General features: G+C 60.4%; 18 protein-coding genes, 1 other RNA gene and 1 pseudogene. 10 read left to right on the top strand and 10 right to left on the bottom strand.

Translation table 11 applies throughout. From position 1 onward, the window contains the following. The first annotated feature begins 420 nt into the window (after window positions 1-420). The gene (locus MHY22_RS10050) at window positions 421-1,032 is read left to right on the top strand and encodes a TetR/AcrR family transcriptional regulator (protein ID WP_239279153.1); all 612 of its coding nucleotides are present in this window, start codon (window positions 421-423) and stop codon (window positions 1,030-1,032) included. Window positions 1,033-1,109: 77 nt separating this feature from the next. Here MHY22_RS10050 and MHY22_RS10045 read toward each other — a convergent pair. From MHY22_RS10045 to MHY22_RS10015, 7 genes and pseudogenes are all read right to left on the bottom strand, one after another. Beyond that, window positions 1,110-1,794, bottom strand: a pseudogene (locus MHY22_RS10045) (aminotransferase class I/II-fold pyridoxal phosphate-dependent enzyme); the annotation flags it as partial. Between the two features lie 401 nt (window positions 1,795-2,195). Then, on the bottom strand, window positions 2,196-3,407 hold the full coding sequence (locus MHY22_RS10040; protein ID WP_239279151.1) for an IS110 family transposase: 1,212 nt from the start codon (window positions 3,405-3,407) through the stop codon (window positions 2,196-2,198). 291 nt (window positions 3,408-3,698) lie between these two features. Then, window positions 3,699-5,465, bottom strand: coding sequence for a metal ABC transporter solute-binding protein, Zn/Mn family (locus tag MHY22_RS10035; protein ID WP_225746661.1), 1,767 nt, complete (start codon window positions 5,463-5,465; stop codon window positions 3,699-3,701). Continuing rightward, the gene (locus tag MHY22_RS10030; protein ID WP_239279149.1) at window positions 5,462-6,271 is read right to left on the bottom strand and encodes a metal ABC transporter ATP-binding protein; all 810 of its coding nucleotides are present in this window, start codon (window positions 6,269-6,271) and stop codon (window positions 5,462-5,464) included. The genes MHY22_RS10035 and MHY22_RS10030 overlap by 4 nt, the downstream gene beginning before the upstream one ends. Window positions 6,272-6,468: 197 nt before the next feature. Continuing rightward, complete coding sequence (locus MHY22_RS10025; protein ID WP_011273191.1) at window positions 6,469-7,680, bottom strand: IS110 family transposase; 1,212 nt, start codon at window positions 7,678-7,680, stop codon at window positions 6,469-6,471. A 735-nt stretch (window positions 7,681-8,415) separates the two neighbouring features. Further along, complete coding sequence (locus tag MHY22_RS10020; protein ID WP_239279147.1) at window positions 8,416-9,423, bottom strand: SURF1 family protein; 1,008 nt, start codon at window positions 9,421-9,423, stop codon at window positions 8,416-8,418. A 10-nt stretch (window positions 9,424-9,433) separates the two neighbouring features. Beyond that, complete coding sequence (locus MHY22_RS10015) at window positions 9,434-9,925, bottom strand: low molecular weight protein-tyrosine-phosphatase (protein WP_239279145.1); 492 nt, start codon at window positions 9,923-9,925, stop codon at window positions 9,434-9,436. Between the two features lie 95 nt (window positions 9,926-10,020). Between MHY22_RS10015 and MHY22_RS10010 the strand changes: the two genes are divergently transcribed. The 5 genes from MHY22_RS10010 (at window position 10,021) to MHY22_RS09990 (ending at window position 14,890) form a co-directional block, all read left to right on the top strand. Further along, complete coding sequence (locus MHY22_RS10010) at window positions 10,021-11,160, top strand: Nif3-like dinuclear metal center hexameric protein (protein WP_239279143.1); 1,140 nt, start codon at window positions 10,021-10,023, stop codon at window positions 11,158-11,160. Further along, window positions 11,161-11,877, top strand: coding sequence for a C4-type zinc ribbon domain-containing protein (locus tag MHY22_RS10005; protein WP_239279141.1), 717 nt, complete (start codon window positions 11,161-11,163; stop codon window positions 11,875-11,877). Continuing rightward, window positions 11,877-13,007, top strand: coding sequence for a bifunctional RNase H/acid phosphatase (locus tag MHY22_RS10000; protein WP_239279139.1), 1,131 nt, complete (start codon window positions 11,877-11,879; stop codon window positions 13,005-13,007). The genes MHY22_RS10005 and MHY22_RS10000 overlap by 1 nt, the downstream gene beginning before the upstream one ends. A 15-nt stretch (window positions 13,008-13,022) precedes the next feature. Further along, window positions 13,023-13,470: RNase P RNA component class A (rnpB, locus tag MHY22_RS09995), an RNA gene on the top strand. A gap of 25 nt (window positions 13,471-13,495) precedes the next feature. Then, window positions 13,496-14,890: an RNB domain-containing ribonuclease gene (locus MHY22_RS09990; RefSeq protein ID WP_239279137.1), complete on the top strand. Its 1,395-nt coding sequence runs from the start codon at window positions 13,496-13,498 to the stop codon at window positions 14,888-14,890. Between the two features lie 12 nt (window positions 14,891-14,902). Here the strand turns inward: MHY22_RS09990 and MHY22_RS09985 are convergent, their stop codons facing one another. Then, window positions 14,903-16,177 (bottom strand): galactokinase family protein, encoded by a 1,275-nt coding sequence (locus tag MHY22_RS09985; RefSeq protein WP_239279135.1) that lies wholly within the window; start codon window positions 16,175-16,177, stop codon window positions 14,903-14,905. 260 nt (window positions 16,178-16,437) lie between these two features. On the opposite strand from MHY22_RS09985, the gene MHY22_RS09980 reads away from it, so the two are divergent. Continuing rightward, window positions 16,438-16,626 (top strand): hypothetical protein, encoded by a 189-nt coding sequence (locus MHY22_RS09980; protein WP_239279133.1) that lies wholly within the window; start codon window positions 16,438-16,440, stop codon window positions 16,624-16,626. Between the two features lie 59 nt (window positions 16,627-16,685). Here the strand turns inward: MHY22_RS09980 and MHY22_RS09975 are convergent, their stop codons facing one another. After that, window positions 16,686-18,422, bottom strand: coding sequence for a CYTH and CHAD domain-containing protein (locus tag MHY22_RS09975; RefSeq protein ID WP_239279131.1), 1,737 nt, complete (start codon window positions 18,420-18,422; stop codon window positions 16,686-16,688). Window positions 18,423-18,555: 133 nt separating this feature from the next. Continuing rightward, window positions 18,556-19,614: a DUF2786 domain-containing protein gene (locus MHY22_RS09970; protein ID WP_239279129.1), complete on the bottom strand. Its 1,059-nt coding sequence runs from the start codon at window positions 19,612-19,614 to the stop codon at window positions 18,556-18,558. Between the two features lie 192 nt (window positions 19,615-19,806). Here MHY22_RS09970 and MHY22_RS09965 point away from each other — a divergent pair, with 192 nt between their 5' ends. From MHY22_RS09965 to MHY22_RS09955, 3 genes are all read left to right on the top strand, one after another. After that, window positions 19,807-21,144: a glutamine synthetase family protein gene (locus MHY22_RS09965; RefSeq protein WP_225746672.1), complete on the top strand. Its 1,338-nt coding sequence runs from the start codon at window positions 19,807-19,809 to the stop codon at window positions 21,142-21,144. A gap of 7 nt (window positions 21,145-21,151) precedes the next feature. Beyond that, the gene (locus MHY22_RS09960; RefSeq protein ID WP_239279127.1) at window positions 21,152-24,223 is read left to right on the top strand and encodes a bifunctional [glutamine synthetase] adenylyltransferase/[glutamine synthetase]-adenylyl-L-tyrosine phosphorylase; all 3,072 of its coding nucleotides are present in this window, start codon (window positions 21,152-21,154) and stop codon (window positions 24,221-24,223) included. A gap of 97 nt (window positions 24,224-24,320) precedes the next feature. After that, entirely contained in the window at window positions 24,321-24,665 is a 345-nt protein-coding gene (locus MHY22_RS09955; protein WP_225746674.1) for a hypothetical protein, read from the top strand. The last annotated feature ends 1 nt before the right edge of the window (window position 24,666 follow it).

The raw sequence follows: 24,666 nt of genomic DNA, 5'->3' as shown, positions 1-24,666 counted from the left end.
CACCAAAGCTTGGGATACCGAACCCCAGTCGAAGTGGAAACCGATTTTTGGAAGCAGAACCCGCCGCAAGAAATAATAGAAATCAAGGCAAATGCCTAGGAACAAAACTCGGGGCACTTCACAATAGGCCTAAACGTACTCGTCGCCAGATAACAATCAGGGCGATAGGAATGACAAGGGTTCCTGCACTCAGACTATCTACGAGTGCAAGGCCGGCAAGGGGAAGAAAGTCTGACATGGAGTTCTCCGGTAGTCGGGTGTTAGCAAGGAGATTGACCTCAGCTTCGTGAAAGGCCTCAATCCCGCGTCATACGTTCGTATTAATTGCGCGCTTGGTACGATTGTATGAGGCGCAATGCGTGAGCGCAACTACACTCATTAATGGCTCATCACATCTGAGCTACGGAAGATTGGAGCTCCATGTCCGTTGATCGCAACACAACCATCACCGGCACCGCCGCAGTGATCGCTGATGCTGCCATTCGAGTGATGGTCAGCCAGGGCCTCGATGCCCTGAGCGTGCGCAATGTCGCCACTGAGGCCGGCGTCGCACCTGGGACTGTCCAGTACCAGATGGGTAAACGGGACGACATCATCGCGAAAGCTTTTGTCAGGTCGTTGCAGCGCCAGGAATCGCGGGCCCTTACCCAAACCGATGCGACGGATTTTCACGCGGTCTTCCACGGTCGCTTGGCTGAACTTTTGCCAATTGGACCTGTCCAGCGCGAAGATTCCGCTGTGTGGGTCATAGTGGGAGCTGCTGCCTCGACGCGCGAATGGCTGGCTGACTTATACGACGCCGAGGTGACGAAGTTTCGGGCGCGCGTGTCTGAAGGTCTCGAAGCCGCGCAACGTTTCGGAAAGTTGGCCCGAGGACTGTCGCCTGAGCAAGGTGCTCGTCTTGTCACTGCACTGGTCAACGGGCTGACGATCGACTACCTCAATGCTCCTGTGGACTCGTCGAAGCAGTTGCTGGCAGACCTTGCTTCGGGACTCGCGCTGATTGTAGAACCCGGTTCTCCTAATGGCTAGACCGGAATGTAGGGGCTGAAAGCCGTTAAAGACAAGAACGCGCAGGACAGGGGAGGCATGCTTAGGAGCCCGAATTCTTAGGAGTCAGCAGTTAGACGCCATACTGCTTCACGGATGACTTCAGGGCGCTTGCAGAAGGCAAAGCGCACTTTGTGCTGCCATGGCTCAGGGTTGTCCGTGAAGGCGGCCAGCGGGGATGGCGGCAACACCTTTGGTTACGGGCAGCTGCATGCAGAAGTCCACGCCGGTCATGCCGGTGGAGGAGATATCGGCAACCACGTAGTAGGTACCGCCGGTGTCATGTACGTGGAAACCAAGCTGCTTGAGGCCTTCCACGAGGATGCTGCGGCACTCTGCAAGTTCATCCACCATGCCGTCCAGCCATTCCTGTTCATAACGTAGAGCATGGGCCACGGCGGGCTGGAATGGCGTGGTGGAGACGAAGGTGGTGAATTGCTTGGCTTTGATGACGCCGTCGAGAAGCTTAGGAGCCGCAATGGCCCAGCCAGTCTTCCACCCGGTGCAGTTGAAGGACTTAGCGGCGGAGGAGACCGTGATGGTGCGCTTGCTCATACCCGGTAGGGAGGCGATATGGACGTGTTCAGCATCGCCGAAGGTGAGGTTCTCGTAGACCTCGTCGGCCAAGACGAGGAGATCCTTCTCCACGCAGAGCTCGGCAAGCGCGGTGAGCGCGGCGCGGGAGAAGACCGATCCAGTCGGGTTGTGCGGAGTATTGATGATGACCATGGCAGTCTTATCGGTGGGTTAAGGGTCAAAATGTGTGTCTGGTTCGGCGTGTCGGTGGGGGTTAGATTTGCCAGCTTCCAGTCCGGCTGACTGGGCGTATACGGTGTAAGTGAAGTCCTAGTCGTTGGGATAATCAGTACGGCCGACGGTGCGCTAGGAAACACCGGCTAGGTAGCTTCTACTACGCAACCGTCCCAACGTGCGCGACACTAGAGCCAATTCTTTGAGCTAGTTCCGTTCAGGTTGTCGGCGCAGCGCAGCAGGCGATGGGCTGGGCAAATACTGCTGCATTGGGGGGTGTCCCTATGTTTTTGTCAAGTGCCAGACCGATGTTGACGAGCACAGTCTTGGGAGTAGTTTCTTAGGCGTGCCTAGGAGCCGGCCAGCGTGTGCTGGTCGGCTTCGTCTTTGGGGCTTTATGCGGCGACGGGGCGTGGCGGGATTTCGCGGAAGAACTCCTTGTTTTTCAGCATCGCGTAGATGACATTGCATCGGCGTCGTGCCAGGCAGATGACTGCTGCGTTGTGGCGTTTTCCTTCAGCGCGTTTGCGTTCGTAATACCGCCGTGACGGTTCGTGGCTGCGGATAACTGCGAATGCGGAGTAGAACAAGGCGTTTTTCAGTCGTTTATTGCCTGACCGTGCCGGGAATTCACCTCTGATCGACGAACCGGATCGTCTAGTCACGGGTGCTATTCCAGCATAAGCAGCTAAGTGGCCAGCACTAGCGAAGTCGGAGCCATCACCGATCGCAAGAAGGATCTGCGCTGCGGTCTTGATGCCGACTCCGGGCATACTCATCAAGACCTCACAAAGAGGGAAATCAGCGAGCATCTCTTCAACCTGCTCAGCAATGGTGTTTCGTTGCTCTTTGAGGGCCTGGATGTTTGCAGCCAGTTGAGGAATTACTAACTCGGCGGCATCGCTTCCAGGCACGGTGACTGATTGAGCTTTCAGCGCTGTAAAAATGTCGTCTACCAGCGGGGTGGGGACATTACGTGTGCGCTTGATCATCCAGTTCAACACTCGTTGGTATCCGGCTCTTTTTAGCCCCTGCGGTCCCTTGTAATGGATCAATAATTCCAGGATCGGCGTGCGAGTCAGGGTGCTACCAGCAAAAACTCGTTCCAGGCTGGGGTAGATCTGGGTGAGGACACTGCGAAGCCGATTGACAGTGCGAGTGCAATCGCGGGCGATGTCATCATCGAAGCCGGACAGCATCTTTAGGGCGGAGAGTACCTCATCATTGCGGTCGACGGCACGTAGCGTGTGGGGCATTGTGCGGGCGGTGTCGGCGATGATGAATGCGTCGCGTTTGTCTGTTTTTGCACGTCCCGGATAGAGATCTGCAGCTTTGCGCATCGCAAGACCTGGCAGGTATCCGACTTCGCAACCGCAGTCCCGGGCTACAGCAATCGGTAGTGCGCCGATGGTGTTGGGTTGGTCGACGATCACGAGCACGGTGCCAAGCTTCTGAAGCTGGTGAAAAACGCCTGCTAGTTCGGATTCGAGTTGAGGCAACGGTTTGTCGAAGACCTTGTTGCCATCACGGTCTAAGGCGCAGGCGTGGTGTTCAGATTTGCCGACGTCTAACCCAAGGAATATGTCGATGGAATGCTCCGGAGACATGATGAGCTCCTAGAAAACGAGATGGGTATGGCGTTGTTCCAGTCGCTGGTGTCATGACCTTCGTTGCAAGCACCCACGTTACAAAGAGACCTAGTTTAAAACTGGCCGTGTCCCTATCAGCTGTCATCGAAAGTCCTGGCACCCGGCGGCAACACCCCCCGGATTATGGAAACTACAGGGCAGGTAAGCCATACCGGGACCAGCGACTATCCCCATTATCGGGGACACTCACAAGGTAACGGGAATGCGACCGGGGAAGCCCAACGCATGTGGGCCTCGAGCATTCGCGTTTTAGCGCTTCAGCCCCGCGATCATGGTCTTCAAGTTGCTGCGCAGGAAATCCTCGTAGGTTCCCGCGACCGTGCCCGGCTTGCCGAGCTCATCGGAGTGCAGTGGCTCGTCGAAGATCGGAATCCCGGCCTCCTTCGAGACGGTCTTCATGGGGCGCGTATCCACGTTCGACTCCACGAACAGGTGCTTCGGGCGCTTGTCCTTCAGCTGGCGCACGAGGTGTCCGATCTGCGCGGGGGAGCCGTTTTCATCCGTGTCGATCTGCCAGATATACAGCTGCTCCATGCCGTAGGTGTCGACCATGTATTGGAAGGCATGTTCACTGGCCACGAGCACACGATCCTCCTTCGGCAGCGCACCGATCTGCTCGCGGTAGTCGGCGTCGATGCTCTCCAGCATGGCCTTGTACTCCGCCCCCTTCTCCTCGATGTGCTCGGCACGCTCGGGCAGGGCCTCGGCCAGCGCCGCGGTCACGTTCTCGGCCATCGCGATGCCGACGGTCGGGTCCAGGAAGGCGTGCGGGTTGATCTCCTGATTGCCCTTTTCGTCCTTGAGGTACTTCGGTTCCACGCCCTTGGTGGCCTCGACCATCTGGGAATCGTCCAGGCCCGCGGTGTTTTTCAGTTTCGCGAGCCAGCCGTGCTCACCGCCCTCGAGGTTCAGCCCGTTGTAGAACAGCAGGTCGGCGTCGCTCGTCGCATCCAGGTCCGCGGGCAGGGGGTCGTAGTCGTGCGGGTCCGTGCCGGTCGGCACGAGGTTATGGACGTCCACCGCCTCGCCGCCGATCTCCTCCACCAGGTCCGCCAGCAGCGTGAAGGTGGTGACGACGTTCAGCTGCTCACCGTCTGCCTTCTCCTCCGTCGAGAAGGTCACGGCCCCGAACACGAGGGCACCGCCCACCAGGAGGGCCAACAGCGCGGCCAGTGGCTTATTGCCCAGCGAGCGAGCAATCAGTCCCTTGCCTGGCGCGAAGAGGAAAGCCAGCAGGAACAGCGCGCTGGCGGTCAGCACGATCGTCACGCCGGAGGACACGTTGTAGCTATAGCTCAGGAACAGCCCCACTACGGAGCTGAGCGCCGAGATCGCCACTGAAAGCCCGATCATCACTCCCAGCCGGTTCGTCAGCAGGTACGCCGCCGACGCCGGAGTAATCAGCAGGGAGACCACCAGGATCACGCCCACCGTCTGCAGGGAAATGACCGTCACCAGCGTGAGCACCACCATCAGCCCGTAGTGGATTGCCCGCACGGGCACGCCAGCCGACTGCGCCATGACGGGGTCGAAGGTGCTGAGCTTGAGCTCCTTGTAAAAGACCAGCGTGAGAATCAGCACGGCAGCGGCAATACCGATCGAGAGGTTGCGGTCGGCGTCCTGAACGGTCAGGACGTTGCCGAAGAGGATCTCCGTCAGATCCGTCGCCGTCTGCGCTTTCGCCATGAGCAGCACGCCGATCGCGAAGAAGGTGGAAAAGACGATGCCGATCGCCGAATCGTTCTTCACAGTGGAGCGTTCGCCGATCAGCCCGATCGCCAGTGTGGCGAGTAGACCCGCGACCACCGCCCCGAGGAAGAGGTTCGTGCCGAGCAGGTAGGAGGCCGCGACCCCCGGTAGTACGGCGTGCGAGATGGCGTCGCCGATCAGGGCCATGCCGCGCAGCACGATGAAGCTGCCGACGATGCCGCAGGCCACGCCCACGATCACCGAGGTGATCAGCGCGTTTTGCAGGTAGCCGTGGCTGAGTAGTGAGTCGAGGAACTCCGCGATCATGCTGTCTCCTCCTGGAGGGCTGCCTGCCGTGGCGTGGGGTGGGCTGGTGCTGACGGCTCGCGGATGACGAGCGCGCCGAAGGCCTTCTGCAGCACGTCGGGGACGAAGACCTCCTCGGTGGGACCCGCCGCGACGAGCTCGCCGTTGAGGACGATGAGGTCGTTGTAGTAGCCGCGCACCGTGTTCATGTCGTGGTGCACGACGACGACGTGCTTGCCCGCGTCCGCCATCTGCCGCAGCAGGGTCACGATCGTCTTCTCGCTGGGGACGTCGATGCCGACGAAGGGCTCGTCCAGGAAGATGTACTCCGCGTCCTGGACGATGGCGCGGGCAAAGAGGACGCGCTGGAACTGTCCGCCCGAGAGTTCGCTGATGTGGCGGTGGCGAAAGTCCCACATGTCGACGTCCTTGAGAGCCTGGGTGGCTGCTTCGCGTTCGGCCTTGCCGGGGCGGTGGAAAAGACCCAGGCGCGGGTAAGTGCCCATCAGGACGGTGTCGAAGACGCTGGTGGGGAAGTTGCGGTCGAGGTCAGAGCGCTGCTCGATATAAGCGATTGCGCGGCGCTGCTCGGCGGGGGCCTTGCCGTCGAGGGTGACGGGGTAGCCGGCAGGGGCGCCGGTGGGGCCTGTGCCGTGGACGTTGTGTTTGTCCAGGATCTGGAGCATCGCCTTCATGAGGGTGGATTTGCCTGAGCCGTTGGGGCCGATGATGCCGTGCATGCCGGGGGAGTCGAGGGTGAAGCTGATGTTCCGAATCGCGGAGTTCGCGCCGTAGCTCACGCTCAAGTTCTGGACGCTAATACTCATGGCAGCCAAGAATAGCGTTCAGTTCAATGAATCACCAAATTCAATGTATTGAACTTTGGGGTGGGGTGGTGTTGGGGGGTGTCCCTATGTTTTTGTCAAGTGCCAGACCGATGTTGACGAGCACAGTCTTGGGAGTAGTTTCTTAGGCGTGCCTAGGAGCCGGCCAGCGTGTGCTGGTCGGCTTCGTCTTTGGGGCTTTATGCGGCGACGGGGCGTGGCGGGATTTCGCGGAAGAACTCCTTGTTTTTCAGCATCGCGTAGATGACATTGCATCGGCGTCGTGCCAGGCAGATGACTGCTGCGTTGTGGCGTTTTCCTTCAGCGCGTTTGCGTTCGTAATACCGCCGTGACGGTTCGTGGCTGCGGATAACTGCGAATGCGGAGTAGAACAAGGCGTTTTTCAGTCGTTTATTGCCTGACCGTGCCGGGAATTCACCTCTGATCGACGAACCGGATCGTCTAGTCACGGGTGCTATTCCAGCATAAGCAGCTAAGTGGCCAGCACTAGCGAAGTCGGAGCCATCACCGATCGCAAGAAGGATCTGCGCTGCGGTCTTGATGCCGACTCCGGGCATACTCATCAAGACCTCACAAAGAGGGAAATCAGCGAGCATCTCTTCAACCTGCTCAGCAATGGTGTTTCGTTGCTCTTTGAGGGCCTGGATGTTTGCAGCCAGTTGAGGAATTACTAACTCGGCGGCATCGCTTCCAGGCACGGTGACTGTTTGAGCTTTCAGCGCTGTAAAAATGTCGTCTACCAGCGGGGTGGGGTCTTTACGTGTGCGCTTGATCATCCAGTTCAACACTCGTTGGTATCCGGCTCTTTTTAGCCCCTGCGGTCCCTTGTAATGGATCAATAATTCCAGGATCGGCGTGCGAGTCAGGGTGCTACCAGCAAAAACTCGTTCCAGGCTGGGGTAGATCTGGGTGAGGACACTGCGAAGCCGATTGACAGTGCGAGTGCAATCGCGGGCGATGTCATCATCGAAGCCGGACAGCATCTTTAGGGCGGAGAGTACCTCATCATTGCGGTCGACGGCACGTAGCGTGTGGGGCATTGTGCGGGCGGTGTCGGCGATGATGAATGCGTCGCGTTTGTCTGTTTTTGCACGTCCCGGATAGAGATCTGCAGCTTTGCGCATCGCAAGACCTGGCAGGTATCCGACTTCGCAACCGCAGTCCCGGGCTACAGCAATCGGTAGTGCGCCGATGGTGTTGGGTTGGTCGACGATCACGAGCACGGTGCCAAGCTTCTGAAGCTGGTGAAAAACGCCTGCTAGTTCGGATTCGAGTTGAGGCAACGGTTTGTCGAAGACCTTGTTGCCATCACGGTCTAAGGCGCAGGCGTGGTGTTCAGATTTGCCGACGTCTAACCCAAGGAATATGTCGATGGAATGCTCCGGAGACATGATGAGCTCCTAGAAAACGAGATGGGTATGGCGTTGTTCCAGTCGCTGGTGTCATGACCTTCGTTGCAAGCACCCACGTTACAAAGAGACCTAGTTTAAAACTGGCCGTGTCCCTATCAGCTGTCATCGAAAGTCCTGGCACCCGGCGGCAACACCCCCCGGATTATGGAAACTACAGGGCAGGTAAGCCATACCGGGACCAGCGACTATCCCCATTATCGGGGACACTCACAAGGTAACGGGCATCGGGAGTGAATCTTGATGGCGGAGAGCCACCTGGTTAAAACCGCCATCGGTCGAAGCTTCGGCTGTCCGATTTGTTGCATTTGTATCTTCACCGCAGTAGCAGTGTGGTCGAACGACCGTCTTCTACCACAGATTGGCAGCCACACCGGGGTTTTAGCGTCCCAAGGCCAGATATATGCTCCCAAAGCGTATATTTGACGTTAACTCAAAGGTCAGAGCCTAAAAATCCCCGTTTCCAGACACACTTTCTGACCCTTAACCCCCACGACATCCGAGGCCTAAACGACAGCTTGTGTTGTTTTGCGGCGTGTCGAGTTAAACGACATTTTGTGTTGGTGGGCTTAGGTGGCTGGCAGCGTTAAGGAGTTAAAGCCTCGATAGCCAACTTGTGGCCACGTTATGCCCCAAGAGGGGAGGGCATAACGCATTAACGTGGCTGATTCGGGGCCTGGGCGGATGTTCAAGAAATAGCCTAGGCAGGCAGAGGACCTAGTAGCGCTCGCGGCGGCGCTTGTTCAGCTTGGCGTAGTGATCCGGCTTGGAGTCGCCGTAGCGCGAGCGATTGCGGCGGCTGGCGGCATGCGAGGAGGACGCGGCGGGAACGGCTGGGGCGGTATCGGTGGCGTCGTCAGCGGCCGCGTGGGCGTCGCGCCGGGAGGTCGCGGGGGACGGGGCTTCTACCGGTGCGGAGCTTGCACTGGAGGCGTCCGCGGGCTCGGATGGAGTTGAGGCATCGGCATCGAGGGCGGAGAGGGCTGCTTCCTCCTCGCGCAGGCGGCGGCGCTCACGGATTTCGGACCACACGAAGTAGCCCAAGCCCAGCGGGGCCATGATGCCGAAGGCAATCCATTGGTAGCCGTAGGAGAGGTGGTTGCCGCGGTCGAGCTGCGGGATCGGCATGGCGTTGAGCACGCCGGGCTGGTCGGCGGAGAGTTGGATGTAGTCGTGGGCCAAGGGGGCGTCGATAAGCGAGGCAATCTGCTCCGTATGGATGGAGTAGACCTGCTGGTAGCCCTCCTGCTTAATGGGGGCGGACTGGTGCTCGGCCTCGTCGGCGCGGATCATGCCGGTAAGCGTGGTCTCGCCTGAGGGAGCATCAGGGATATCCGGCACGGCGTTGGCCTCGCCGGCCTTGACCCAGCCGCGGTTAACCAGGATAGTCAGGCCGGAATCGGTGCGGAAGGGCACCAGGGATTGGTAGGACGGACCGGAATCGACCGGGCGCAGGCGCAGCAGCACCTCATCCTGCGGCAGGTAATGGCCGTGCAGGGTGGCGCGGGACCACTCATCGCCCTTGATGGCGCCGTTGCCATCCACGAGGTCTTCCACCGGCTGGGGGTCAGCCTCATAGGCGTGGGTGATGAGCTCGTTGCGTTCCACAATGTCATCGTCTTTGCCCAGCTGCCACGGGGCAAGGACGGTAAAAGCGAGGTAGGAAAAAGCCACGACGAACAGCAGCAGTAGAACCCAACCCGGCTTAAGGAACGTCTTTAGCATGGGGCCTAGTTTAGTCGCGGTTAGCGCGAATCCAATCCAGCAGGCCAGGCACGGCGGCCTCGATATTCTTGCGCGTGGTTTCAAAATCCGTTGCGGAACCGTAATACGGGTCTGCCACGTCCGCGTCCTCCGGGGAGCTGGGGTCGAAGCTGCGCATCAAGCGAATCTTGGCCGGGTCGATGCCGTGTTCAATGAGGGCCTCGCGGTGGCCCTTGTCCATAGCAATGAAAAGATCAGCGTCCATGTGCTCGGCGCCTAGCTTGGCCGCGCGGTGGGAACCGCCATCGTGGCCGCCGCGGCGCAGCTCGGCAATCGCGCGCTCATCTGCGCCCTGGCCCACATGCCAGCCGCCTAGGCCGCAGGAATCTACGGTGGCGACGAGGTCTAGCATGTCCTTTTCCATTTCATCGCGCACGATGATTTCTGCCATGGGGGAGCGGCAGATATTTCCGGTGCAGACAAAGACGAGGTAAAGGCCGGAGCGGTTATCGGATTCGGTCATGCGGAAAACCCCTTCGCGCGAATAGTACTGTGGTGCGGAAGATAGGATATAGCAGTAGTAACTATTCCATGAAACGAGCATAAAGGAGCACCTCTATGTCCGCTGTGAGCGTGGGCGATGTCCGCCGCGTACTCGATGAGGCCTATCCGCCGCACCTGGCGGAAAAGTGGGATGCCGTGGGGCTTATCTGCGGTGATCCTGCCGCGGAGGTAAAGCGGGTGGCCTTTGCCTTGGACTGCACCCAGGCGGTGGCCGAGCGCGCGGTGGAGCTCGGCGCGGACATGCTCGTGGTCCACCACCCGTTGCTGCTGCGCGGGGTGGAGTCCGTGGCGGCCGATACGCCCAAGGGCAAGGTAGTGCACACGCTGGTCAGCAATGACGTTGCCCTCTTTGCAGCCCATACCAACGCGGATAAGGCGCGGCCGGGCGTAAACGACAAGCTCGCGGAGCTGGTAGGCATCAACCCCGGCCGGCCCATCGTGCCGGAGCCCCAGGGTGTGGATAAGTGGGGCGTGCACGTGCCGGCAGCCGCGGCCGAGGAAGTAAAGCAGGCGCTTTTCGACGTCGGCGCGGGCCACATTGGCGCCTACTCGCACTGCTCCTTTGACATCGCCGGCACGGGCCAATTCCAGCCGGAAGAGGGCGCTGACCCTACCGAGGGCACGATTGGCGCGCTGCACCGCGGCGAGGAAATCCGCGTCGAGTTCGTCGCCCCAGCCGCACTTCGCTCCTCCTTGCTGAAGGCCCTGCACACCGCCCACCCTTATGAGGTGCCGGCCTATGACATCACGGAAACCGCCGGCCACCAGGACCTGGACAAGGCGCTCGGCCTGGGCCGTGTGGGAGAGCTGCCGCAGGAGATGACCCTGCGCGAGTTCACCCAGCAGGTGGCTAATGCCTTGCCGGAGACCGCTTGGGGTATCCGCGCCGCCGGCGATCCGGACCGGAAAGTGCGTACGGTGGCCGTGTCTTCCGGTTCGGGAGATTCTTTCCTCTCTGCGGCCGCGAAGCTAGGCGTGGACGTGTACGTTACCTCGGATCTGCGCCACCACCCGGTGGATGAGCACCTGCGCGCCGGCGGCCCCGCCGTCATCGATACCGCCCACTGGGCCAGCGAATTTCCGTGGACGGCCCAAGCGCGCGATATCGTAGAGAATGCTTTAGAACTGGATACGGAAATTATTAGCCTGCGCACCGACCCGTGGACTATCTCTGCGCACCCAAAGGAGTCATAAGTGAAACTATCGCAAGAACTACAGCCGGTACTGCTGGAACTGGCCAACCTGGAACGCTCGCAGGGCCATGGCGCCGAGAAGGAAATCCCGGAACAAGCCGAGTATGACAAGGCCAAAGAGGAGCACAAGCGCCTGCTCGATGCCTCCGGTTCTGCACAGATGGCCGTTGATGACATGGAGACTGAAATCCTGCGCATCCAGGCCGATGAGCGCAAGCTGCGCCAGCGCGAGCGCGATGATAAGCGCCAGCTCGGCGCCGTAGTGGACCCAGAAACCCGCAAGGATCTGGAGCACGATCTCTACGCGGCCAAGTCCCGCATCGCAGACCTCATGAGCGAGCTGCAGGAGGCGCATAACGAGGTGCACGCGCTGCGTTCCAATCTGGACGTCCACGGCGCGCGCGTTTCTGATTCCGAGCGCAAGCTGGAAAAGCTGCGCCGTGCGGCTGAGGCGGCTAAGGAAGCGGCCGCCAATCAAGAAGACCCGGCCGTGCGCATCGGCGAGCTGCGCGACCAACTGCCCGCCGGAGTGCTCAGCGAGTACGATACCCAGCGCGAGGAAAATGGCGTAGGCGCCGCCCAGTTCAAGGCCAACCGCGCCTGCGGCGGCTGCTTTATCGTCTTGCCGCCGGCCGAGCAAAACGCTGTGCGCAATGCCCCGGCCGATGAGCTGCCGCAGTGCGGCGATTGCGGCTCCTACCTGGTGCGCTTGGTCTAATGAAGGTCATCATCTACGCCGATGGCGGCTCCCGCGGCAACCCCGGAGTAGCCGGTTCCGGCACCGTTATCTATGACGGCAGCGGGCAGCGCATCCTGCGCGAGATTGTCTACGTGGTAGGTACCAAGTCAACCAATAACGTCGCCGAATACAACGGCCTGTTGCGCGGGCTCGAAGCTGCCACCGAGATGGGCGCTACCGAGGTGGAATTCCACATGGATTCCAAGCTGGTGGTGGAACAAATCAACGGCCGCTGGAAGATCAAGCACCCCGATATGCAGAAGCTGGCCCTGCGCGCCCGCGAGTACATCAACGGCTTTTCCTCTTTCAGCCTGGACTGGGTGCCGCGCGCCAAAAACAAGGTGGCAGACGCCCTGTCTAATGACGCCATGGATGCCGCGGCCGCCGGGCACCCCGAAGGCATCGTTGCCGGCGAAGAAGACTCCGAGCCAGCACCAGCCGCGGAACAGGACACCACCGCGCCGCACCCCACCGATTGGCTGGGGGACCGCGGACCTACCACCCGCTTTATCTTGCTTCGCCACGGGCAGACGGAGATGTCGGCTGCCAAGCAGTACTCGGGGCGCGCCAATCCGGGCCTTACCGAGCTTGGCCAAAAGCAGGCGCTCGCCGCGGCGCAAGCGCTTGCCGACGCCGACTTTGACGCCATCGTCTGCTCGCCCCTGCGCCGCTGCCAAGAGACCGCGGCGGCCGTGGCCAATGGCCGGGATATCGAGGTAGAGACCGTCGAAGGCCTCATCGAGGTGGACTTCGGTGCGTGGGAAGGCAAGACCGCAGCCGAGGCCCACCAGCGCGATCCGGAATTACACGAGGAATGGCTGCATGATGCGAGCGTCGCCTGTCCGGGCGGCGAATCGCTGCAGGCGGTCAACCGCCGCGTGCGCACCACCCGCAAGGAGCTCCAAGAGCGCTTCGCAGGAAAGACCGTGCTGGTGGTCAGCCACGTCAACCCAATTAAGTCCTTCATCCGCCAAGCACTCGATGCCGGCCCTGCCACCTTTGGGCATCTCTTCCTCGACCTGGCTGCCATTTCGCGGGTGGAATTCTGGGAAGGCGGCTCTATGGTGCACGGATTTAACGATGTGGGCCACCTGGCAGGCCTGCGCTAGAATAAAGAACGCGAATGAGCCGGCCGGGTGATCGCGTCGCTTCATACGGGCAGCCACGTGCTGCCGCGTGGGCGCCGAGGAAAGTCCGGACTCCACAGAGCACGGTGGTTGCTAACGGCAACCCGGGGAAACCCGCGGGCAAGTGCAACAGAAAGTAGACCGCCTTGTACCTCCACTTGGTTTCGGCCACGTTGGAGCCACAAGGTAAGGGTGAAACGGTGCGTTAAGAGCGCACCAGCACCGTCAGTGATGGCGGTGGCTGGGTAAACCCCACCGGGAGCAAGGCATCACGGCCCCGCCACGTTGCGGGGCCCGATCAGGCGTTTTAAGGCTGCTCGCTCGAGCCTGAAGGTAGCTGCTGGAGCCAACTGGCAACGGTTGGTCTAGATGGATGTTCACCGCGCGGTGCTCCCCAGGGAGTGCCGCGGTTAGACAGAATCCGGCTTATAGGCCGGCTCATTCGCCCTACTACGTTTATGGTGGTGGGCATGAAGCTCTACGCCGCCCCGCTCGATTTCCGCGCCATTGCCACAGAATTTTCGGTGGCCACCGATTTTCCGGCAGAGGTCACCGCCCAGGCCGCCCGCGCGCAGGACCGATACGCCGACTCGCGCCGCGACGCCCGCGACATTCCCTTCGTGACCCTGGATCCCGCCGGTTCCATGGACTTGGATCAGGCGGTCTACATCGAAGAACGCGAGGGCGGATACCGCGTCTTTTATGCCATCGCGGACGTTGCTGCTTTCATCGAGCCCGGCAGCGAGCTGGAGCGCGAGTCGTTCCGCCGCGGCCAGACCATCTATCTTCCCGATGAACCCGCGCGCCTGCACCCACCGGAGCTTTCCGAGGACCGAGCTTCGCTGCTGCCTGGCACCGATAAGCCGGCCGTGTTGTGGACCTTTGACTTGGATGGCAATGGCGAGGTGGAGTCCTTCCACGTAGAGCGCGCGCTCATTTACTCCCAGGCCCGCCTGGATTATGAAGGCGCGCATGCGGATCTTGCGGCCGGCAACCTCCACCCATCTATTGCACTGCTGCCAGTGGTCGGACGGCTGCGCCAGGAATCCTCCCTGCGCCGCGAGGCCATTTCCTTGCGCCTGCCCTCCCAGCGCGTGGTGGAAAATGAGGACGGTACCTTTGAGCTCATCATCGAGCCGCGCTATGAGGTCATGGACTATAACTCCGAAATTTCCCTGTTGGCTGGCATGTGCGCCGGGCGTCTCATGCAGGAAGCTGGCGTGGGCTTCTTGCGCACCCTGCCCGGGGCTGAACCGGAGCATGAGCGCCAATTTCGCGCCGAGGCGCAGGCCCTAGGCTTTGCGCTTGGCGACGCCCCCATTCCCCAATTCCTGCTCACCGTCGACGCCGATTCTCCGCGCGGCATGGCCGTCATGCGCGAGGCCCAGAGCCTTTTGCGCGGAGCCGACTATGCCTGGTTAGGCGAGCAGGAGGCGCAGGTACACGCCGGTATAGGTGGCTACTATGCCCACGTCACCGCGCCGCTGCGGCGCCTTTCCGATAGGTTCGCCACGGAAGTCTGCCTAGCGCTGTGCGGCGGTTATGAGGTTCCCGAGTGGGTAACAGGCAGCGCTACGGAGGTCATCGGGGCAATGCGTTCGACCTCGCAGCTCGCCTCCCAAGTGGATAAGGCCTGCCTGAACCTGACAGAGGCCACCGTGCTGCGACCTTGGCTCGGTACCAATTTCCCAGCCACTGTGGTCCGCGGCGATCCGAAGCGGGACAGGGCGCGGATTTTCGTACCGGAGCCACCCGTCTTCGCCCAATGCGTGGGCGCACCGGAAACCGGCAGTGAAACCACTGTCTCGCTGGTGACGGCGGATACCGATTCGCGCGAGGTTCTTTTTGCCTGGCCGGCCGACTAGCCGGCAAGGCTCTTAGCCTTCGCCGCGGGCGGCCTCGCCTGGCTGCAGCTCGACGACGAGCAGTCCGTCTTCAGCCAAGTCAGCTGCGAAATTGTGCGCGCTTTTCGCTGGCACATAAGCAATGACCGCGTTCGAGGTACCAGCATGCGCCGATCGACCCGCTACGGCACCGCGAACCGTGACCAACTCGGCGAGTTTTTCTGCCGAATCCAAGCCGTAGATATTGGCCAAGGAAGACTGCGACTGCAACAGGATAGGGAAGAGCTCCGCGCCGCGGTGCGAGCGCAGGCAGCGCGCAAACTTTTCTACGCGCTCAGTTTCTTCCTCATAAAAGGCCATCCACTCCGTGGCGGCGCTGATGCTCGGGCGTCCTTCCTCGCCGTATACCTTGTGCACGGCCTTGAGCCAGTCGAGGACGCGCTGTTGGGCGTCGGGAAGCAAGCGCAGCGAATCGGTGCCGAAGGAGTGGCACGCATCATCGATAAAGCGCTGGCGCTGGCGGATGTCGGCGATGGCCTTTTCCTCCTGCGCGGAAAAATCCTCCGGCACCGCCACCGCAAAGACGGACATCTCGCGCCCCACCACATGCGGGGCGTGGGTGACCGAACCATCGGCGTAGTCCATGATGCACACGCCCTCACCCGTGCTGCGCAGCGCTGCGCTGTGGCGTGCGCGCAGTGGCGGTCGCGCTGCGAAGGCAGAAACGGCCTGTGTGCATACATCAGCCACCCGGGCCCTCAACGGTGCATCGAGATCCGCATCTGCGCCCATGAGCGCTAGCGCCACCGCGACGTCCGCAGCGGCATCCGCGCCTACACCCGCGCCCTCTGGAATATCGGAGGCGATGGTGATATCCGCACCGGCCGTCTCTCGGGAGAGCAACTGACGATTAATCATCGTGTGGACAATGCCACCTACGCGGGCCGCCAACCCACCTTGTGGTGCCGGTGGAATAACAGGCTGGCCTTCCGCATCCGTGGTGGGCTGTTGCGCCGTTGCCAGCTCTGCCAGCGCCTGCAGGCTAATCGAGTCATGGGCAGTCTCGCCCTGAGCTGGGTGGAAATGTACGGCCACCACGCCGTCAGTGCGCGGGCTGACGGCCGCTGCAGCGCGCAACTTTCCCACACACATGGCGACAATGCCGCCGAAGTGATCAATATGTTCACCAATGAGGGACCACGTTGCCGGCGCGCTGGCGGTATGCGTTGGAGCACTGCCTGTGAGTTCGGTATGTGCTCGGGCGGCGCGCTCGGCTACGGGCTCTGCAGGCGTTGACCACAGTGGCATGGGTGCTAAAGCTCCTTTTCCAGGTTCTGGGACCAGTAAGTCTTCGTTGCCCAACACACGCGGCGGTGCGTTTAAAGCAACGAACGCCCGCCACCTATGTGCGCGGTGGCGGGGAATACGACATGGATTCGTATAAAAGAATTGTGCTGCCCCACATTCTAGCGGGCATCAATGGGACAGCGTGGGTAGTGTGGGCACAAACCATATCAGCGGCAGCACTTAGCCGATGCCGCTGATGCAACAACTGAGAGGATAGTTTCATGAGCGATGCAGACCAGAAGTGGTTCTTTGATCCCACCACTAAGGAAGTCAGCCAAGGCAAGACCTCTGGCTGGGAAAATCGGATGGGCCCGTATGACACCCGCGAAGAGGCAGAAAACGCCATCGAAATTGCCCAAGCCCGCAATGATGCGGCAGACGCCGCAGACGAAGAAGATGGCTGGAAGTAGCTAACTCCCAGCCATCTCTTTTAAAGCCGTGTTTCCCAGCACCTGCCAGGGGAGCGCGGCTACTTTAGTTTCTTGCGCAGCGGCTTAAACGCGGCCTTGATGTCTTTGAAAGACTCAGCGTAATCATCAAGAGCCTTTAGGCCAATGGTTCGCTCGCGCTGGTAAAGCAGGCCGTAGCCAAAGGTATTCTCCCCACGGCGGCGAGCGGACCCTGCCAGCTCGAGCAGCTTATCGCGCGAGGTCACGGAATCCTGGAAATCACCGAGCACCGACTGCATCTGCTTGCAGGCTTTGTAGAGACGCTTGGTCTTGAGGTTGGTAGCAGAACCAGCTGCTTCAGCTGCATAGCGCAGCTTCTTTGCTGCCTTGCGCATATCGTGGAAATAATCCTCGCGCTCGTGCAGGGACAATTCCTGGTTATCCCAGTTCTCCACGGCCTTCTTATGGCGCTTGACCAGCTTGTTATAGGCCTTTTCAAGGTGCTGCGCCATCACGGTATCCATGTCGGCGGACTTGTCCTTGGACTTCTTTTTCTCTGGCTTCTTTTCGGCCTTTTCTGCAGCAGGTGCGCTGTCCTCGCTGGATTCGGTAGGGGTAGCGGCGTCATCTTCTGCAGAGGACTGCTCCTCTGTCTGCTCCGCATCGCTTGCTGCCGGGGCGGACTCCTGTTGCTTATCGGCCGTTGGCGGGTCTGCGAGCAGGCGATCGAGAGACTCCAGCAGCTCGAGGTAACGCTCGGAATCTAGGGCTGCGATAACGCGGCGGTGCGCGCGGCGGTAGGCGTTGCCCATATCGTGCGCAATGTGCTCGCGGGTGGAGTCATCCAAGGTGTCAGAATCCTCGGACTCCAGCAGCTTCTGCCAGCGCTCTTCCACAACTTCCGCATCGCGAGCAACGCCCAAGATGCTGGCAAGCTCCTTGAGCTCGGCTTCGATCTTGTCGATTTCTGGGCCGACAACGATGCCATGGAAGGTCTGCAGGTGGCTGCGCAGCTCGCGGGTGGCGACGCGCATCTGGTGAACCGAGTCCCACTCATCGCGGCGCACGCGCGGGTCATAATCAACTAGCTTGTCGCGGTTGGCTTGGAGTGCGGTGATGACGGCCGCGGCAGGGGAGTCTGGGTCTACATCCGGCGATACCAGGGCTGGAGGCAGCGGAGCATTGGCGTAGGAATCACCCAGGGCGGTCTTCAGCTTGGATGGGGAGGAAGAAACGCGCGCACCGGCACCGATGAGCAGGGAAGTGGCACGGCGAATGAATTGCGTACCTTCCTCAGTGCCAGGAAGCTCACCGGCGAGCTCTACTTCCCACTCGCGCCACGACTGTTGCTGGCCACCTGGAAGGAAGGAAAAGGCGGTGACGTGGTCATCGCAGAATTCTGCTACCGGTTTATTGTCGGCATCCGCTAGGACCATCTCGGTGCGCTTGTTGTCTACTTGAGCAATCGGGGTGAGTTCGTTGTGGCGGATAATGGAGCGGACCTGGTGGAGAAGCTCCTCAGGTACTTCGTAGCGGCCATCTACAGGTTCTTCCAGCTCGGCGTGGATTTCAGTGCGGCCAGCCTCGCTAGGAATCTTGATATGCCAGCCATCATCATTACCACCGGTGCGACGGCGGAGGGTGACCTTTGCATGGGTGAGGCGGAGGTCTTCGGTGTCGTAGTAGATGGCAGAAAGCGCGTGGTGGCGCGTGTCTGCAACGTGGTCAACTCCCTCGAGGCGGGTCAGTTCAGGGAGCTGAGTGGACTCGGCTACGGAGAATTTCGCTTCAACTTCGAGAAAAGACTGTGTAGACATTCACGTACCTTTTACTTTCTAGACCAATATCTCACCGGTGATCCTACCCGTTAAGCATTCGTTTCGGTGTCGCTCCTCGCCCCCGTTCGCTAGCAGGGAACGGGAGGGAAGAATGGCCTTGAGCAGGGCAAAATTACTGCGTAATTTCTGGAACCGAACCGATCCCGGAAGCATCGCCGCCAAAGTGAGATTTATCGGCAGCGGCAATGCCATCGTTGATGCCGTGCATGCTGTTCATGGAAAGCGACATTTCCGTCAGGTTGGGGAAGAGGCGATTGCGAGTATCGATGGCATGATCGGTGCGCGCCTGCAACGCCGGAAGGGTTTGGGTAGCTACAGTCTCTGCGTGGTGTGAGCAGTACTGGGATTCCCGCAGGTTTTCTGCGATGCCGTCCTCATTTGCTTGGGTGAGCAATTCACCGATACGGGCGGCATAAGAGAGCCGGAAGCTACGGCGATAGGCGGCGGTGGAGCCGGTAGCACGGGCAATTTCTGCGCCGTCACCGTTGCGCATGAACCAATCGCATTGACGGTTGAGAGAGGCGAAGAGATCGGCGCAATGGGCGGCGTCGGCAGGGGCGCCAATCACACAGGCTAAACCCTTGTCATGAATCAGGAGAGTGGTGCATCCATTGGCGTCGGAGATGGTGCTTAACAGGGAAGCCTGGTGCTTGATATACGGCGGGTGGATGTGCACGCGGTGGGAAATGAGATGAGGCAGCTCGGAAGTAAGCAGGTCTTCGATGCGATACTTCTGCTGCAGGGACTGCGCCTTAGAAATGAGAACCTCGGCCTCATCCTCAAAGCTGGTAGATTCCGCTTTCCGTAAAAGGCCTAGAACCTTCTCGCGGATTTTGCGTTGCTTATCGCTGAGCCCGTCCTCCCGCAAGGATTCGCCGGAGGCTAAAAGCTCGGTATCGCGCAGCTTCGGTAGGTGAATGAGCTCTTTAATAATGGCGCGCAACTTATCGCGGGGAATGAAGTTTTCCTGCGGAGGGGCCATCTGTAGCCATGCTTTGCGCAGCGCAGGGGAGGTAATTCGTGCCGGCACATGGGGGCTTGCACGGTAAATAATCGGGTAGGCGTGCGGGCCTAAGACGTGTTCTAAGTCCGCCGGCGCCCAGCCTTGTTGTGCGGCGGTGACGAGGCGTTCGATTACGTGAGCAGAAAGGTCATCGCAGTGGGTGGTCATAAAGATTCGTCCTTTAAGAGGTGTACGTGTGTTCGCTTGCCCACTTAGCAAAGCATGCGCTGGAGCTGGCTCCTGCCGGAAAATCCCCCACTGGCCACCCCCTAGATACTCTTGCGACCTGCACATTTCGCCCCGGAAAAACTGTCGCATGAACTGCACATCCCTCGGGGGAGAGCCGGTAAGGTCTAAAGCATGAATAGCCAACACGAATTTGTCTTGCGCACCGTTGAGGAACGCGATATCCGCTTTATCCGCCTGTGGTTTACGGATATTCTGGGCGCCCTTAAATCCGTGGTCATGAGCCCGTCCGAGCTGGAATCGGCCTTTGAAGAAGGTGTTGGCTTTGATGGTTCTTCCGTAGAGGGCTTTTCTCGCATCTCTGAGTCTGACACGATCGCCCTGCCAGATCCCTCCACCTTCCAGATTCTGCCCTTTGATATGGATGAGCCGGACCTGCAATCGGCCCGCATGTTTTGCGATATCGCACAGCCAGACGGCCAGCCCTCTATGGTGGACCCGCGCCATATCCTGCGCCGCCAGGTCACCGAGGCCGCCAACGATGGATTTACCTGCATGGCCTCGCCTGAAATCGAGTTCTATCTTTTCGAGCGCGGCCGCGAACTCACTGACTTGGTACCGACGGATAACGGCGGTTACTTCGACCAAGCAACGCACGATACCGCCCCGCTTTTCCGCAGGAAGGCAATGTTAGCGCTGGAATCGCTGGGAATTGCCACGGAGTTTAGCCACCACGAAACCGCGCCGGGCCAGCAAGAAATTGATCTGCGCCATGCGGACGTGCTCACCATGGCCGATAACATCATGACTTTCCGGCACGTGATCAAGCAGGTGGCCACCAATTCCAACGTGCGCGCCACCTTCATGCCTAAGCCCTTCGAACATTTGCCGGGCTCTGGCATGCATACCCACTTGAGCCTTTTTGAAGGCCAATCCAATGCTTTCCACGATCCGGATGATGAATTCTCTTTGTCCCAGACCGGCCGCCAGTTCATCGCCGGCATCTTGGAGCACTCCACGGAGATGTCCGCGATTGTGAATCAGTGGACCAATTCTTATAAGCGCCTGATGTTCGGCAACGAGGCGCCGGGCGCAGCCACCTGGGGAGTATCGAATCGCTCCGCGCTGGTCCGCGTTCCCACCTACCGGCTGACCAAGGAAGAATCGCGCCGGGTAGAAATCCGCTCCATTGATGCCTCGATGAACCCCTACCTGGGCTATGCGGTGCTACTAGCAGCAGGCCTGCGAGGCATCCGCGAGGGCTACGAGCTCGATGAACCGGCCGAGGACGATGTCCACCAGCTCACCCGCCGCGAGCGCCGGGCAATGGGCTATAAGGATCTACCCACCAGCCTGGATCAGGCCTTGCGAGAATTTGAAAAATCCGAGTTCATGGCCGAAGTCCTGGGCGAGCACGTCTTTGAGTTCTTCCTGCGCTCCAAGTGGGATGAGTGGCATCACTATCAGAGCCAAATCACCACCTTTGAGCTGCGCAATAACTTGAACTTCTAGGAGAATAATGCGTCCTGCTGCTGTGCCTTCACCGGCCACACTAGGTCTTACCCGCCCGCATGCTGCGCAGGATATTGAGCAGCTGGGGTGGAAGAATCCGGAATCAGCGGATCTGTTGTGGACCCTCGCTGCCGTGGGTGACCCAGACCTGGCTCTCAATAATCTGATCCGCATCTATGAGCAAGCCCCAGAGCTAGATGATGCCGTGCGGTCCAATGAAACCTTGCGCGTGCGCCTCTTCGCCTTACTGGGGGCGTCGACCGCCTTTGGCGATCATCTCGCGGCACACCCTGAACTGTGGCGAGAATTAGAAAAACCCCTTCCTCAGCCCGAAGAGATGCTGCAAAGCTTGCTTGGTGCGGTCGATGCCCAGCCTGCGGACTTTGCTCACGACGTGGACCGGCCCGATCCGGCGCGCGAGGACTTGAGCGCGGCGGGTACTTACCGTGCCGGCGAGGGTGAGCATAAGAAGGCGCTGCGCACGACCTACCGCACTTTGATGATGCGCATTGCCGCCTGTGATGTGGCGGGCACCTTCCATTCACGCAAGGGCCAGACCAGGCTGCAGCCGGAGATAGGATTCCGCCAGATTACGGCGCTGACCACCGCGCTTGCCGACGCCGCCTTAACCGCCTCCCTTGCCTGCGCTGTGCGCACCATCTACGGCGATGAACCCTTGGATGCACAGCTGGCAGTCATGGCGATGGGCAAGTGTGGCGCAGGCGAGCTGAACTATATCTCCGATGTGGACGTCATCTTCGTCGGCAGCGAGGCAACCCCTAGGGCCACGCGGCTGGCGGCGGAGTTTAATCGCATTGGATCCACCACCTTTTTCGAGGTGGATGCCAACCTGCGCCCGGAGGGAAAGTCGGGCGCGTTGGTGCGCACTTTGGAATCCCACGTGGCCTACTACAAGCGATGGGCGGAGACGTGGGAATTCCAGGCGCTCCTTAAAGCGCGCGCCATGACGGGCTACCTCCCACTAGGCCAGGACTATTTGGACCAGATCCGACCGATGGTGTGGACGGCGTCGCAGCGCGAGTCCTTTGTTGAGGACGTACAGGCCATGCGCCGCCGCGTGCTGGCCAATGTTCCCGAAGAACTCAAGCACCGCGAGCTGAAGCTAGGCGTGGGCGGCCTGCGCGATATCGAATTTGCTGTCCAGCTCTTGCAATTGGTGCACGGGCGCTCCGATGAGACGCTGCGTGCGCTTTCCACGGTGGAGGCGCTGGAGGCACTGATTTCAGCGGGGTACGTCGGCCGCGAGGACGGCACCCAGCTCATTGAGGCCTATGAGTTTTTGCGCCTGCTTGAGCACCGCCTGCAATTGGAGCGCTTCCGCCGCACACACACGCTGCCGGAAAAGGACGATGAAGAGGGGATGAAGTGGCTGGCGCGCATCGCCGGCTTTTATCCGCAGGGCACCAAGTCGGCGGCCGAGCGCATGCTCTCGCACCTGCGCCGAATCCGTCTGCGGATCTCCGAGCTGCACTCGCGCCTGTTCTACCGGCCGCTGCTTAATTCCGTGGTCACCATGTCCGCCGATGAGCTCAAGCTGTCGCCGGAGGCCGCCAAGCTGCAGCTGGCCGCGTTGGGCTATAACCACCCCGACCGCGCATTCGAGCACTTGACCTCCTTGGCGGCGGGAACCTCGCGCAAGGCACGCATCCAGGCGATTTTGCTGCCTACCTTGATGGAATGGCTGGCTGATACCGCAGACCCCGATATGGGTCTGTTGAACTATCGCAAGCTCTCGGAGGCCGCGAACGATAGGTCGTGGTTCTTGCGCATGCTGCGCGATGAAGGAATTGTGGGCCAGCGGCTCATGCACATTCTGGGTACCTCGCCGTTTACTTCTGATCTGATTATTAGCGCACCGGATTCGGTTAAGCAGCTTTCCGACGGCGCCACTGGCCCCAAACTGCTAGAAACCAAGCCCGAACAGGTTTCCAAGGCGCTGGTCAATTCCAGCAAGCGACACGCCGACCCGGATAAAGCGGTGGCGGTGGCGCGCTCGTTGCGCCGGGTTGAGCTGGCCCGCATCGCCAGTGCGGATTTGCTGGGCTTCATGCCGGTCAAGCAGGTGTGTCACGAGCTATCCACAATTTGGGATGCCGTCCTTGAGGCCGCACTTCGCGCTGAGGTGCGCGCGTGGCGCCTGGCTAACGAGGACGCAGAGCCGCCAGCGCGCATCGCCGTCATTGGCATGGGCCGTTTGGGAGGTATGGAGCTGGGATTTGGCTCAGATGCGGATGTGCTCGTCGTAGCAGAACCTAGCGAACCGGCCGGTGACTCTGGTGCGGAAGGGGAGGCCGTGAAGTGGGCCATCGGGATCGTCGATAAGCTTCGGCGCCGCCTGTCTAAGCCTTCGGGCGACCCACCATTGGACGTCGACTTGGGCCTGCGCCCAGAGGGCCGCTCTGGTGCGGTGGCGCGCACCATCTCCTCCTATGAGCGTTACTACCGCGAGTGGGGCGAGTCTTGGGAGCTGCAGGCTTTGTTGCGCGCGGCCTTCGTGGCTGGTGACAAGGAAGTAGGCGAGCGATTTATGTCCATGGTCGATAGCTTCCGCTACCCAGAAGGCGGCGCGAGCGCCTCGACCATTCGCGATATCCGGCGCATGAAGGCGCGCGTGGACAATGAGCGCCTGCCGCGCGGCGCGGACCGCAATACTCATACCAAGCTGGGGCGCGGTGCGCTCTCAGATATTGAATGGACCGTACAGCTCCTGACCATGATGCATGCTCACGAGTATGCCCAACTGCACGATCCGTCCACACTCCGCGTGCTCGATGCCTTGGAGGAAACCGCAATCCTGTCTGCCGATCAGGTCTCGGACCTGCGCGAAGCCTGGCTTATGGCTACCGACGCCCGCAATGCACTGGTGCTCGTGCGCGGCAAGCGCGTCGACCAGTTGCCCGGGCCCGGTCCCCAGCTGGCCCAGGTAGCCGGTGCCGCTGGCTGGCCGCCGGAGGATAACCAAGGGTTTCTAGAAAACTATTTGAAACTTACCCGCCATGCCCGGAAGGTTGTGGATGAGGTCTTCTGGGGCGAGGAGGAATCCTTCGAGCATTCTTAGAGTTAGCCTTGAAAGTCCCCGATGCGCGCATTGTGGCCTTACTTTTTGCACTTTCGGGCTCTAAAGTGGGATGGGAACAAGAAAGGACTGGCTAGTTATGTCTTTTAAGCTGCAACTCGATGTGGACAACGCCACGGTGAGCGAACTATCCGCGCTGCTTTCCGCAGCGCGTGCCGCGGGCGTGCGCGATGGTGACGCCCTCCGCCTTGATGGCACCACCTTGACCATCGAGGTCTCCACGCCCCGGGAGGAAAAGCCAGCGCCGCCGCGCCCAGAATCAGCACCGCACAATTCTCGCCAGGCCCCTCGCTCGTGGGGGCGCGCCGACCGCATAGGGGAGGCCACCATCCGCTCCATCATCGACGCACTCAATGATCGCGGCGAGAACCCTCGCGGCAATGACTACGGTTCCTTCGGCGATAGCGCTGGTTACCATGGCTAAA

Origin of the sequence: Corynebacterium sp. ACRPO, assembly GCF_022347205.1 — a bacterium.
In the GTDB taxonomy this organism is placed as follows: Bacteria; Actinomycetota; Actinomycetes; order Mycobacteriales; family Mycobacteriaceae; genus Corynebacterium.
Note: the sequence above shows the minus strand (reverse complement) of the source record. Positions and strands in the feature narration are given on the sequence as shown.